Origin of the sequence: Paenibacillus sp. FSL R5-0473 (assembly GCF_038004565.1) — a bacterium.
Lineage (GTDB): Bacteria > Bacillota > Bacilli > Paenibacillales > Paenibacillaceae > Paenibacillus > Paenibacillus amylolyticus.
In genome coordinates, this window is sequence record NZ_JBBORL010000001.1 from 1,554,185 (window position 1) to 1,569,167 (window position 14,983).

The 14,983-nt window shown below is 42.1% G+C and carries 6 protein-coding genes; all 6 read left to right on the top strand.

The window, feature by feature from the left end:
* Window positions 1–96: 96 nt before the first annotated feature.
* Genes MKY28_RS06810 through MKY28_RS06835 form a run of 6 tightly spaced genes read left to right on the top strand, consistent with a single transcriptional unit; the run spans window position 97 to window position 14,981 of the window.
* The gene (locus MKY28_RS06810; RefSeq protein ID WP_340935389.1) at window positions 97–5,895 is read left to right on the top strand and encodes a hypothetical protein; all 5,799 of its coding nucleotides are present in this window, start codon (window positions 97–99) and stop codon (window positions 5,893–5,895) included.
* 45 nt (window positions 5,896–5,940) lie between these two features.
* Window positions 5,941–10,575, top strand: a complete 4,635-nt coding sequence (locus tag MKY28_RS06815; RefSeq protein WP_340935391.1) for a hypothetical protein — start codon at window positions 5,941–5,943, stop codon at window positions 10,573–10,575.
* Between the two features lie 16 nt (window positions 10,576–10,591).
* Window positions 10,592–11,725: a hypothetical protein gene (locus MKY28_RS06820; RefSeq protein ID WP_340935392.1), complete on the top strand. Its 1,134-nt coding sequence runs from the start codon at window positions 10,592–10,594 to the stop codon at window positions 11,723–11,725.
* A gap of 59 nt (window positions 11,726–11,784) precedes the next feature.
* Complete coding sequence (locus tag MKY28_RS06825) at window positions 11,785–13,551, top strand: hypothetical protein (protein WP_340935394.1); 1,767 nt, start codon at window positions 11,785–11,787, stop codon at window positions 13,549–13,551.
* A 46-nt stretch (window positions 13,552–13,597) separates the two neighbouring features.
* On the top strand, window positions 13,598–13,903 hold the full coding sequence (locus MKY28_RS06830) for a hypothetical protein (protein WP_179087859.1): 306 nt from the start codon (window positions 13,598–13,600) through the stop codon (window positions 13,901–13,903).
* 13 nt (window positions 13,904–13,916) lie between these two features.
* Window positions 13,917–14,981 (top strand): hypothetical protein, encoded by a 1,065-nt coding sequence (locus MKY28_RS06835; RefSeq protein ID WP_143781244.1) that lies wholly within the window; start codon window positions 13,917–13,919, stop codon window positions 14,979–14,981.
* The last annotated feature ends 2 nt before the right edge of the window (window positions 14,982–14,983 follow it).

The following is a 14,983-nucleotide window of genomic DNA, read 5'->3' on the forward strand; positions in this document are numbered from 1 at the left end:
ACTGAATCAAAGCTGAGTCGTATAGATTCAGTGAGAGGGAACTTTCTGAGACTCCACTCAGGGGTTCCCTTTTTTTAGTTGGAAGGGGGCAGTGACGTGAGTCAAGTAGTCAATAAGTTTGATTTCACCGTTATAGATTACACGACAACTCAGTACGGTTACCTGTTTACAGTCGGAACTACAGGAAGCAGGCCTGAGGATTATCGATTTATATACATGCCTTACAGCCGGTATCCAAGTGTCCTGATGCTTGATTTTTACATGGCAAGATCGATCTCTCATGGATTTAATCATCAACTTGTGGAAGCGATTCGCAAGGATCTGGAAGGAGAAGAACGATTTATTGTTCTAAGTGATGCTGAACAGGATAAAGAAGGACTTTTACACAGTTCCATGGAAGGATCGAGCTCAGCTACCAAGCAAGGCGATGTCATGGAATTTTCGTTTGAAATGCAGCGGTCTGCTTTAATTGAAGCTTTGGAGATGGATCATCACGATGAAGGCCACAGGCCCGGAGGATTAAAGGATTCATTCATTCCTGAAGATGTGTCAGAGGGCTGGCGCGTAGATAACGACAAAGAGCTGAAGGTTGTCCGTAATTTGGGTCTAACTCGTAACTTTGTGAAGAACTTGGATAAGCTGGAGCCTGGAAAAATCAGTTTCAGGGTTAGTGAATATGGGATGATTGCGGATTATGCAGATAGTGCAGACCAAGATAGCAGTTCTGAACTGGTGATTAAGCAATTGATACACTCTGTTCGAAACGATAAACCAGACATGGATGTGGCAGAAGTTTTCGAGAATGTGCAGAAGATCATTGGACGATCCACACAAAATGAATTTTTGTTAGAAGCCATTCAAGACCACTTCAGAAGTACAGAACTTGAGAGAAGTCTCCAGTCCCGGAAAGTAAGCAAACAAGATGTGGAAATTCTATATCAGGACCTGTTAGGTTTACGTGATGATCATAAAGAAACATTTGCTGATCAAGCTACCATGATTGGGAAAAGGGTAGATGATCATCAGCAATTATCCATTCTCTCTGATATGTCGACTGCTTATATTCGTAGATTTCAGGAAATAAAGTATATGCACCTTGATCGGACGTTGCCGTTAGCCCAAAGAGTGGATAACATTTCACAATTGACACTCATGCATACACTGGGAACAGCTGTGCGAGCAACAACGTTTGGTGGAACGACTACAGGCAAAATTGTTCAAGCAATGAGAGACAACGAAGAGAATATGTTTCTTTCACAACTGAATCATGCTACGAGGGTTATTAAGAATGAACTGACAACTCACGAGAATGTACTTGCCAAACTGAAGGATCGTCAGTACCCGACTGTTCTACATACCGAAATGAGAAGTACGCGAGAAGTCAACAAGCAACTTTACTTTCGTGATGATCTCAGTCAAAGCAGCCGTGACCAACATCGAAATGCGTTAGTCTTTCGTCCGAGTGATACCCTTTGGCATCCGCTCCAAGCTCACAGAATTATAGACAAACATCCAGCAACTACAGCATCCGGTATCATTTTGGCATCCAGAGATATAGGGACTATTACGGATGTGGAAAGGCAATTTCCTTGGGCAGCTCGGGATCAAACGGAAGATATGAACGTCATAGGTGATTTGACTACGGGGCAAAGAGTTTATGTGGAGAAAATGTATATTGAGCATGAGCGTCCTAAGGCACGACGAATTTATGTGGTTCATAGTGAGGTGGACCGTCATGCAGAACAGGCTTATCGTCAAAGTAAGGAGCACGGTTTTGTTTTCAGAGATTTGCAGGAGAGCAGAAGGATCAGTAAGGTTCCTGGGTATGTAGAGAGGGAGAGTAGGTTAGGCAAACGAGTGACTGCAGAGGCTCTTGAAATACTCAACAAGCAATCACTTGGTGAAAGGGAAAACAAATTAGACAGCTATATTGAGGATAACTTCCATACTGCAAAAACAGAAAAAAGGAATTTGTTCATCCCGAACAGCGAAGAAGGTGCAGAAAGAAAAGCATCCTTTGAAAGTTATACGGCTGGTTCAACAACGGCAGAAAGAGCGTTGGCTCATGATTTGTGGTTACCTGAGTCTGAGGACCATTTGGCTGACAAAGAATTATTACGTTCTACCATGCTCGAAAAGCTAAATTCGTATGGAAAGAACGACGAACAGAAGCATGTACATCTGACTGACAAACCACTTGTATCACATAGAGAGTCTAAAAGGCTACACCTGGAAACAATCCTGCAATCCATCCGAGATAATAGCCGACCAACCATGATTCGAGACGAGCTTTTAGACAAATTGGTTGGTGGAGGATGGTTGGGGAATAAAGCATACCCTGGATATCTGGACGAGGAATTTATTGTTGGGGAGATCTTGGAGAACAGCCCGGCAGTCATCCTGGAAATGATGATGGAAGCTGTGAATAATGCAGACGCTTCGGTTTATTTTGATGAACCGTTTTTGGCTGGGGTTAGAGAGCGGGTAGATGCGTTAATCGATTGTGGGATCTTATCAGCTGACAAAGTAGGAAGCAGATCAGGCATCATTTCCTTTAATTTCGAAGGTGCGAAGGAATCTCAGCTTGGTGATATAGGGACGGAACTCTCAGAAGCATCCAAAGATTTGAGCATAACGGTACTTGAGGATGAATCTCGATCGGCTGAACTGAACAGACGTAACTCTACACTAGAGACAGACGTTTTCGAGGGAGTGAAAATAAAGGAAGATCAGCATGGCGAAATTACGGAAGTCATTTACGGCGCAGATTTTAATGCAAGACCGGCTATTATTGAGTTTGAAGATTCATTAGGTTACCTGAATCCTGGAGGGGGATTTTTTCCGGATGACCCAGCGTATGAAGGAAGTCAAGTTGAACGCAGAGGACAAACCTTTGATGAGTACGGGATAGGCGCAAAATATAAACGGAACGGAATGGTTCTCGACCATGAGATCGTGAGTTCCAACATGAACCGTGAGAGTGTGATTCATACCGAATTTAATATGGGCGGGGTTTCCCGGTATCGCTATGGAATGATTAATGATGAATACACCATGGGTGGCACGAACTTACGCCAGATGCTTTTGAACAGCGAATATGCTATTGGAACGTCAAAGACTCGTGAGGGATACTCGTATGATCAACAACTTATGGCTACTAATCCAATAAGAGAAGGTTTAATCAGTGGTGAGTACTCTATAGGCACAGCCAAGATCAGACAGTTGTATTTGAATGAGAACTATACTATTGGCATGATTGAACCACGTCAGGCAGCTATTGATATAGATTACTCACTGGCGACTTTGGAATGGAGATCTGCGCTGCTCGGCGAGGATTATTCCATAAGCAGCTCGAAATATCGAGATGGAGTAGCTGAGATGGGATATACGCTTGGTTCATCGTGGGCAAGAGAAGGTGCGATGGATATTGAGTTTAACGAAGGTATGCGGCAAGCTTGGGAATCCACGTTGGTAAATATTACTCCTGAAGCGATTAGGGTAGATCGATATGGATCGGTGCAAGATGAGATATCTCTAGCCACTACTGTAATGAAATCTGCGAATCTTGACGATATGCTGACGGCTCATTCAATCATGCGCAAAGGACAATTAAACGTTGAAATCATTTCGGATAACATGAATAGATTATCTCTCATGCTTGAAGATAACCATTCTACAAGAATCGTGAAAGAGGCATCAGTCCATGAGATTGAGAGTGAAGTTGTTAAGTTACGCTTAAGTGAATTGCATGGTGAGGGTTGGTACGGTGGTAAAGATATCAAAGATACTGACTTGGTCGAACTAATCTATGATTCGATAAAGAGTAAAAAGGATTCGGCACTGGATCATGATGTGATCCTTGCCTATAAGCTTACTCATGACGCTTACCTTCATGAGACAACTGATAGCACGATTGAAAAGATTGCTAATCTTGAAGAACAACTTATAGCGGATAAACCGCAATATGGTTACCTTGACCTCACGCTACCACTAGGCGGTACAAATTTGAAATATGCTGATGTTCCAGTGGAATCCGTGGGTGGGACGGGGCTCAGTTATGGAGATTTACCTGTAGAGATTGTTGGCGGAACAAATCTGAAATACGGTGATGTTCCGGTTGAGATTGTTGGTGGAACAAACTTGAAGTATGGAACAACAGAGATTGCTCTCTCAGCGGATAAACCCCAGTACGGTAATATGGAAGAGAATCTTCTCGCTGACAAACCGCAATATGGATATTTGGAAGAGAACATGTATGGTCTGAAAAATGCCAAAGATTCCACTATTGATGAGCAAATTCATGCGTTTAAAAACGGTAAAGAAGCTGATTTGATCCAAACGCTTGAGTTAAATAAAGAGGATAGGTCAGTATTCCTGCATGACAACCTTTTGGGGGTAAAAGCTGAAAGATGGGCGCATACCCATGAGACGATCAATGATGTAGTGAAGCTGCGAAATGGATCGTTGGATCAGGACATGTTCTACGGAAACAAGGAGTTTAATGAATCCATTATGGACATGGAACTGGTTGGCTTCCAATATAAACAGATAGACCTGATCCAAAGCGAATATGCTTACCTTAAAAGCAGAGACGTTCATATTGAAGATAACTCGTTCATGAGCTCCAGAAGTTCTTATGACGCGTATAACCATCAATTGGATTCTGGAATGAACTTGTTAAGAAGTACGACTCTGGATTGGGAGCAATTCGCAGCGGGGAAAATTGATCAATATGGTCATTCACATGAAATGGAAAGTGGCGTTGGGGGTGAGCGAGCCGGTGAACATTTTGATGGGATATGCGGGACCACGCTTCAGAGGTTTGCATTCTCAGGAGACGAGTTAAGTTACGGAAATAGTCTGCCATACACAAGTTACGTTGTTAATGACGGCGAGAGCTTTGGCAGTAAGTTAATAGACCCGGGTTATCTTAGTGAAGATGTTTTTAAAGGGATAACTGAGGAACATGAATCCAGCATAGAAAGAGAGTGGCCGACTGGAACAGCAAACGCCAGATTGTCTGAAATTGAAGATCCTGATTCTCTCATGGCTTCATTTGAAGAACGCTGTTCTCAAGTCATCACAGGTTTTATTTTCGCTGAAAGACCTGAGAAAAGAGCAGAGTATCTGGAACAGTTGCACGCGTTTCTTCCCGAGAGAACAGCTCATCTTATGGAAATGTATCACGAAGCCAAGATGGAACCACGTGAGAGCTTCACACTGAATGATCATCCGGTGGCTGAACGTGAAACCGCTGATGCTTACATTCCGATGATGGACACCATGGCACAGGGTCTCATATTCGATTACTCGGAAGATCTGCTCGATCGAGGGATGGATCCTGAAGATTGGGAAGGTGGTTTGGGTGTGCCGGAGGACTATGATCCGAATGATCCATTTAATGTGTACTATCCGTATTCCAAGGATATGGATGCGCTGGAATTATCCCAGTCTGACGATTGGACTAAATTCGGTCAAGGCGATTGGGATCGGGATCCATTGCTTGGAAAGTTTTATTCCAAGGCGGATACGAAGGACATCAGCGGATGGTACCGCAATAATTTCCTGGCTGAGACGTATAAGTTCTCAATTGATTTCAAGGTGGATGCAAGTACGGATGGGAATGGTGCAGGGATTATTTTCAAATACTTCGATGAAAATAATTATTGGATGTTTATGGTTCATGGAGGAGACAGCGATAACAGTCTGGATATGAGAACGCCGATGCAGCTATATAAAATCGTTGCTGGTAATCCAACTGCAGTCGGTTCTCCGATGCAACCCTTTAAGTGGGAGAAGGATAAATGGTATACATTGTCCGTTTCTGTCATGAAAAATAAACTCCAGATATACACAGATTCGAAATTGCAATATGATCTGACGGGCACCGATTAACTCGGTGCTCTTTTTGTCGTATAGAGAGATTGGGAGGTGATTGGTATGGGTCATACATTTGGTTTGTTCTCCAAATCACAGAAAGGTGTATTGTTCGCCAATATGAGAGCGAAGATTGCGGACGAAAGTTACGGTAACCCCAATAACCCTGCGTATTTACCGCAGAGTCCCAATGCACCGAGGAGTGAAACGGACCGGCATGGTGAAGAAAATAATCCTATTCTGGGTGATCCAGGTTACGGTCAGATCGGACGATGGCAGACGGTTCAATTGGATGCACTGGAAAATAGTATTGATCAAATCATTGAGCAATATCTGAAAGATAAGTCGTGGTATGCGAGTGTACGATGCCGTGAAGCACTGTGGAATATGTATCGCAGGATTGAATGGTGGGTAGAACAACAGCAGCCTCCAGATAAAACACAATATCAGCGAGTACTGCAGATGATTAAAGATTGTATTCACAAGATTCTTGAAAATGCTCAGAAGCCTGGCGGTAGTCATCATGGTGTATCATTGCCCGTTTGTCCGGCACCCTACTACCATCATTTTAGTGGGAATTACTTTAATCATTTTGATGCAACCGTATATGAGATTCCACTCTTTTCGATGAAAAAGGATGTTCCGTTCTCGAATAAATTCCCTGATTTCTTCAGATATGTATCATCAACGGAGGATCAGGAATGGGTAGCTGTCCACTCCGTAGGGAGAAATGAACAATCTGGTTCAGAGATGATCTTGAAACTGGACCTAGGACTTCTGGAGATTGGCAACTCATCCAAAATTACATTTAACTGGCGTGTGAAGCGTTATGGACAGATCAGGTTCAAGTACCTGGCTAGTGCCAAGCGCGGTAATGGCATGCTGTTCTATATTAATGGGCAGCAAGTCGGAGGTGAATGGAGCGAGAATAGCGGATGGCAGGAAGCGGCTTTTACGTTGCAGCCAGGACAGATGTACAAGTTCGACTGGTTAATTCGCAAAATGAGACCTGAAGTATGGCAGAACAATGGCATCTATATTAAGGATGTTGAAGTCGTTGAGATTGTGGATACACGTAAGCCGCCTGCACCTCTGGATATTGATCTGGATGGGGAACAAAGTGATAGTGATTGGTATGTAAAGTCATCACAAAGCATTGCACAAGCCCACTTTCAAGCTCAGTTCATTACAGATGAAGAGCGAAGTAAGACGATGAAAATGAATTTGGATAATGAATGTGATGGTACAGTTTCTTTTGCTTACTACATGGGAGTAGACAAAGAATCTTATCCAGCTAAAGATTATGAATTGTTTTTTGATGACACTTTTGAATCCAGAACTCAGCATGGAGAAAGCAGTCATGGCAGTCATGCTCAATCTTTACACGGTGTAGAGTGGAATCTCAATGAGGAATATTCCGAAACAACAGCTAATCAAGCCAAAATTGAATACGAAATTATAACAGGCCCTGAGGCGACTGTAGATTTAAAAAGTGTAGTTGAAGTCATATGTCCAACGTATGAGATTGATCATTGGGAAGCGTCGCTTTATGGTCAAGGGATTGGGAATTATCAGTGGCAGATGTCGGGCAGCCCGCCATGGGTAAGATCAGGGAATGTATTAAGACTGGATGAACCTATAGAAGGGGATATGATTGCTCAAACCCAAGTGAACTTGCAAGATGAGGGTTGGTTTTTGTTTAGTTATTCTCATCAATTACGAGCTACGGAATCGTTCGAGGTGACTGTAAATGGCATGCTTGAATACTATTCAACGATGCATAGCCAGGGGGAGCAGATACGAATTCCGCTAGAGGAAGGTTTAAACATTATCCAATTCTATATTCGAGATTATTACACTGAGCAGCCTTTCATCGATAACATAGAAAAATTATTCACGTACGGGAACAATACTGGCAATACATATCGTACAGTAACGGATTTAGGTTCGTACGTTGATGTGACACGTGGTTGGGATGTAACAGATGCAGGTGCTAGAACTGAAAAAAATGGTGATACCATTAGATATAATGCAGAGTTAAATCCTGGAGCTAAGTTTAGCATTCAAGAGCATATGCGTATCTATCCAGCGATGGACTCTTCATACGATCCAGACAAGGGGGTAACAAGAGATTTTAACGTTTTCGAAGAATTGTTTAATGAGGAAGGAAAGTATCATGAATCGTTGAGATTCTCTGGAAATTGGGTGTGGAAAAAAATTGTTAACGGCGATGGGGTCATGTGGGCACAGGGCCATGATCAGGATTTCATATGTGATTTTGAAGCGCATTTAGACAATTCGGGTTACATCTGTTGGCAATATGGAGGGCAATTTGATCCAGGAGAAAAATTGGAATTACAAATTGATGGTATCTCTGTATGGACAGGAAGTCAGTCGAATGACAGAGAAGGGACCAATTGTATGTATCCTCTACCTTCGGGGAATCATCAATTCCGATGGAGATACCGGGACGGTAAGAAATATACGCCAGGTAACGGAGATGGGGGTTCGGAAAATTCCGCTGGAACAGGTACGGGAACTGATCAGCAAGGCAGTGCAAAGAAAGATCCATATGGAGTGAAGTGTTATACAGGAGATTCAAAAACGGATAACATCCAATACGCGCAAAAATCATATGGAGGGCATTCGCCACGTGCTGCTAAGTTTGATGCAATCAATAGAGGTGAAGTTTACTCATCCTCTGGTCAAGCGTACGCTTTGGGTGTTACTAAGCAAAAATCGACAATCGTTCGTACGTTTACTGCCCCTAAGATTGGAAATTTTAATTATTCTGAATTGTTGACAGTCTATCCGGTTACCAAGAGAAGAGTCTTTGTTAAGAGAGCACTAAATAATAAGAGTGCTAAATATGATCGTGCTGAGACTATCAACAAATCAAATGGTACAGTGGACTATTACTCATTGGATGTTTCTGGTGACAACCCTCAAAGTCCTGAATATAGTTTATTTGGTCCAGATACCAAGAAAATAACTTTTGAATTCTATTGTGTTGAATCATTTGATATTAAATTCAAATATTTATGTTACCTGTTTCAAGATTCAATTCAAGCAGGGCGACTTAGGGTTGCTTATTATCCTAAAGACAAAGCAAGTCAAGAGGTAACAATTCTTGATTGTAACGATAATTATGGAGATAAAAAAGGATATAATAGCAAAAGCATTGATGAAACAAAATGGAAAAAAGCGGAAAAGTTTTCTATTCCAATTACAGTTGAGAAACCTGGGAAATATACATTAATTATAGGTCTTACTGATACTTATAATGGGCGTGAAAGAGGAAGAGAAGGTAATTACTATTACGCAGCCATCAAAGACCTTGTGGTTCGCACTGATGATCCCGATGGTGTGAATCAAAATAAACTGCTAAATCCAGTCTTAGTGGATCGAACAACTTATGTGAATGTGCAGTGGTTTGATTTAACAGACGAAAAAAACAAATTTAATCCGATTAAAATATCCGTTGAAAATGGTCAAAAAGTTAGCGATCACATTAACAGCCCATACTCATTAATACCCGGACACAAATATAAAGTGGTTTACACACTTATTAAAGATAAAACCTCAACCAACGCGACAGGTCTTGATGCAGGTGGATTTACATTAAGTGAAGGTAGTTTTTCCGAGAGATGGCCTAATTACTGTATTGATGCAAGTGGAAACATGTTCTTTGAGGGCAATTCTCCTCACCCAGGCCAAGAGCCATCGAATCCACCAGATACCACAACACCAGATGGTGGGAGTCATGCTTGGCTAGATGTTATTCGTCTATACAAGAATAACCACAGAGCGTGTTCTGGCACAAAGATTGTCATTGAAACTTTTGAGAACGGCCAATTACTACTTCCAATAAAAGAAGTAACAACTGAAGAGGACCAGATCATCTCTATTGAAGTGGAAAATACCTCAAATCAGAAAAAAAATTACGAGGTTCGTGTTCGATTCGAGCGAGGATGCCCGGGAGATGGCGCAATGATCTGGGGAGGGAAACTGAATATTGATGATATTATCAAAGTTGATCCATCCTGGGCTGAGGTGACTCACTTTGAAGTTTGGAATAATAAACCGATCTGGATGGGTGGCTGCGATAACAGTAATATGCGCGTGAAAATTACCCGCGAGGATGGAAAAGTGTTATGGGATGAAAAGTATTACGGGGATGGGTATCGTGGCTTCGAACTGAATGATCTGGCTCCCAAGCCTTATAGCAAGTATAAGGTGGAGATTACAATAGATCAGAAGGGGCAAATCAGCGATTGGACAGGAAAACGATATCTAACCACCTTCCGGGTGCATGACTTCAAAGCCTACGAAAGATGGGTGTGGGTACCTGAGCCATTTGATTGTCAGCTCGATTTCTTCATTGACGATGAGCTGATCAAAACATTCACCCAAGAGGGTGGATACTATACATTTTCACATCCAGTGCCCAAAGGCAAACATGAATTCAAATGGGTGTTCACGTCACTTCAGGAAGTGGGTACGCGTAGTTACGAATATGCTAATCTGGACTGGATGGAGCTGACCAACTGGATATGTGATGACGTCTATGTCATTCCTTACTGCGAAGGTGGTGGTGGAGATAAGTGTGTTGAAGCGCTTATTAAATGTTTGCTGGAAGTTTGGAAAGCAAGGCCCAAGATGTGTGTGATCGGTAAACGTATCTGGCTATTCACGTAAAGAAAGGAGGTTCTGTATGGGTGTTGTGAGGTTGAAAGAGTCAGGCAGGATTTATGAGGATGCGTTCGTAAGCTCCAACCTGGATTCCAAATGGGAAGTACTCCCTAACGATGCTACTCGCTATGAAGCGGGTAGTGGCAGCCTGGTGCTCAAACATGGTCAAGATCCGCTGTATATGTTCTATAAACCTTTGACAGATATGAAGCAATTCGTCATGGATGTGAAGAACAGTTACAATCCCGATACAGAGGGATGTTACGGTGGAGTTATCGTGTTTGTAGATGAACATAACTACATGGAGATTGAAGAGTTTTTGGATATGTCCTTGCCAAAGCCTTTGCTTAAGACTTACCCGTGGATACGTTTGATTCGAGATTATAACTATTATACGGCGTATTGGTCGGATGATGGGGTGATTTGGAACATCATTGGTTCTGTAGAACTGGTGGGAGCCCCTAAAATTGGTCTTTATCTGAAGGGTGAAGGGGATCACCCCATGCATATTCAGTATATTCGAATCAACAAAGGAACATCTATTACCGTAGACAATCTAACCAAAGGAACTGTGGTTGATTTAATCGATCAGAATGGTGTTGTGCTTGAGTCTAGGGTATGCCGATCTGAAGAAACGGTTGTACATTTTAACATGGATCCATATCCATATCCGTTTGAGGGCAATTTCGGGATTAGGCTTCCGGATGGAAATCGGTTTCAGGCGATGGATTCTATAAAGGTATACAAGGGAGACCTAATGTATTTTGAGGTTACACCAGATTTATATTACAAAGAATCGAATCCTGAAACAGGAGAAGATTTCGATGTGCTTCTTTATCCCAACACGGATAGGTTTCTAGGTTATTTAACGGCAGGTGGTTCTGTTACACAAGAAGTTCGAATGTTTGCCAAGAACCCCATGATATCAGGAGACTTTAAAAATGTAATCTTTGCGCTCACAAGCGGGACGGATAAAGTGCAGATTGCGCCTGATGTTGAAGGCATTCCTGGGTCCTTCAGCTTCTCGATCACCGCGTTTACTATTTTGCCAGGAGCGTCCTATCCATTCTGGCTGCGAATGGAAAGGGAAGAATCTCAAGACAGGTATGCTTCCCAGGTCAAATTTTCGCTACAGATGTATTCGACATACATATGACTTAATAGTATTGGAGTAATTACGTATAGATCATGTAAGGCATGAATGGAGGTGGTCAAATGTCAGTAAGAATTAACCAGTCTCATCGATCATCCGCCAAGAGTCATAAGGAATTAAGTGATATTGGGGTCCGTACGCATGATGAGATTGATTCCTATCTTGCAGAGTTGGATGAAGCCAGAGGGAATGCGCTTAGTCTAGGTGATCGAATCACACTCGTAGAAGAATCTGCACACGATAGCCGAGACGCAGTAAAAGATCATGAGCAGAGATTAGGCGATGTCGAGACTAAGGTTATTTCAAACAGCTCACGATTGGATGATGTTCAGCAGGATATTGTGACGGCAAGAGCAGATGTCAATACTATTTCCAAGAGTCAGGATGACCATGAAAAGAGATTGAGTCTTGCGGAGACGGAGATAAAAGAAGCACGTGGAGCAGAGGCATCCATAGATCATCGATTTGACACGTTGGAGAAAGCGATTGAAGTTGTAGTGAAGCAACCCATTCAGGATCTCAGTGTTACCAACCCCACGTACCTAGATGCAAATAACAGTGTCCAAGTTACGATTAATGCAGGACGAGCCAGTATCAACAAGGTTATTGTGGATCAGTTTTCTCAGACATTCAGCATTTCAGACATTGAAGCCAATACGACATATTATATTTTTCTTCATGAAAATGGGGAGTACACTTATAGCTCAGATCAAAAAGAGCCCAAGGATGCCATGATCATAGGTGGACTCGATGTTGGAGTTTCTCCAACAACTTCACTCACGGCTTTGGATTTCAGGTATTTCTTAACAAAGGGTTCTGTTGAAAATGACATGTCTGCATTGGGAATTCGTGTAGATGATCTGGAAAAAAACGTTGGTGAGCAAACCACAACAATTGCTACACATCATACGGCGATCAAAGCGATGGAAGCCCAATTAGAAGCAACTGCTAAAGAAGTTGTGGTTTCAAGAGAAGACAAAAATGGAGTCGTCTATGATGCTCTCAAGGACAGACTCGACAATATGCAGAGTCGTCTTGAACTCGCTGAAAGTCGAGGCACTATGGAGCATCAATCCGTATTCCATTTCACTTCTGCTCCTAACAGCAGGTTGTCGACGACTAGAGATTTTCAAGTGCCCAGATATGTGATTGGTTCAAATTCTGCAGAGGTATTTCTGGATGGAATACGCATGGATGCAGGAGACGATTACATTGAATATAATGATACGCTTATACGGTTTACTTTTGATGTGCCCAAAGAAGCCCGAGTAACTGTCATTGGTCGTGGGTCAATTATTAACACCACTTCGGTAACCGAATATACCTATTATCCAGATGGAAAAGTGCATACGGAGAAGATTGATGGAGGGATCAACCGCACCATTGAGCACTTCTATAGCCCGGATGGAAATCTGGAACGACAGGAGGTTACTGAGAGTAACGGACAGATCAAGTCCATTGAGTATCAGCGTGACATTACGGGTAGAGTACTGCGCGAAATCAACAATGGTGCAGAGTATTATGTGCTTCAAGGAGGTGCTACCTTCGATGACACGGACATCCGGAGGAGACTTGTCTTTCTTGAAGGAAGTACACTTGAGCTGGATGTCATATATAACTACTTCTCTAATGGTGACATTGAGTCAGAAGAAGTGTTCTCATTAGATTTGACTCCACAGCTATTGAAGAAAACATCGTTTACTTACAATGCAGACGGTACCGTTAAGACTGAGACCTTGATCTATGATGGCCAAGGAGTTCAGAAGGGATTTGAATATGATGCTAGCGGTAACATCAAACAAGTAAAAATTAGAAAGGTTGTGATTTGACGTGACGAGGACCGTGCAGGATGTGAAGTTTGCACTACATACCATCATGGATAAATTAGTGGGCAATCATTTAGAGCCATTCAGTACAGAGGAAATTGAAATTCTGATCTTTGCTTTTGAAAGCAATATTCTGTTTGATAATGTGGCTCATAAGTTTCTGCCTTCACTTAAAGGGCTACCTGAAATTCATGAGGCTGCTAGTGGTGTGGAGACAGAGGATGGAGCTGGGGACAAAGAGCAGTCTTATCAAGAGAATTTCATAACAGAGAGAAGTGACATGGTGAAAACAGTCTTGTTAACCGTACTTAAAGAGAACATCTTTCACGAAATGAAAATCCGATTTGGTGCTTAAGGAGGTGGGATAGTTGGCTGAAAATATTTTGTTAGGTGCCCTGCGTCGCTATGAGTTTTATTCTTATTCTTCTAATTTGATTGCAGAGCTTTACAAAACAGTTAGTCAAGATTTATATGGGGATATACATTGGAACTGGACTTATGAACCATCTAATGAATATTCAATTCCAAGGAGTTGGACTCATCCTAGTAGGAGTGATGCAAATCTGGGCACTCTTACGGCTCAAAATATAAAAGATCCAAGTATGTTCTTCACAATTAGTATGAATGTTTCTAGGTTCTATACACCCAATTACAGCAGAGATTGCACTAGGAGTTATATGCTTAGAACAGGTTTGAGAAATAATGGTTCGATTGTGAAACCTGATCTTTATACCAATGTAGGAGCTGTAACCGAAATTCCTCTGAATACTTGTATTAACGAAGCGTATTCAAATTTATCTAATGCTCCTAATGTTTACTGGAAGTGGACTCTATTCACTAATTTTAATTACATCTATTTATTTGGTGAGGCACAAAATTACATTGGCGATGCAGCCTATCCTGTTAGATTATATCTTGGCAGAATGAAGCCTTTTGAGGAAGAAGATCCACTTGTGGCAAATGACTTTGTGGGAATTTTTGGTCATTATCCAGTTGGGATGAATATTGCTGGTGTTGAATTGAAGCATAATACAGGCAGAGGCTACGTGAGGACATCAAGAAATGGTACAAGTAATGCGTTATATCATTTCTCAACGAGTTCTCAAGTTCCTTCTCCGGGTTTAGGTGGAAGGTACTTTATCTCTCCTTTTTATGTCTGGCATGGAACGGAAGGAGTAAGGGGAGAGTTCTTCGGTATACGTACTGCCGTACTAAGAAATTCGAGTATGTACCCGGATGGTTCAATTCTTGACCTGGGGGATGAGCGCTATTATGTATTCCATGTGAATGTTCAGCAGCATCCGGCAACTCATCAGGGATTTTTTGCAACTAATGGAGCTTACTACAATGGTCAACCCTACTTCTTCGATTCAGCGTTACTTCTCGGTGGCGGACAACGGGTACTGCTATTCGAGATCGAGAAGGAGGTGTAGTG

Excerpts from the sequence above, each read along its gene's own strand:
- MKY28_RS06815 (WP_340935391.1), top strand. The coding sequence starts at position 5,941 with ATGGGTCATACATTTGGTTTGTTCTCCAAATCACAGAAAGGTGTATTG.
- MKY28_RS06820 (WP_340935392.1), top strand. The coding sequence starts at position 10,592 with ATGGGTGTTGTGAGGTTGAAAGAGTCAGGCAGGATTTATGAGGATGCG.
- MKY28_RS06825 (WP_340935394.1), top strand. The coding sequence starts at position 11,785 with ATGTCAGTAAGAATTAACCAGTCTCATCGATCATCCGCCAAGAGTCAT.
- MKY28_RS06830 (WP_179087859.1), top strand. The coding sequence starts at position 13,598 with ATGGATAAATTAGTGGGCAATCATTTAGAGCCATTCAGTACAGAGGAA.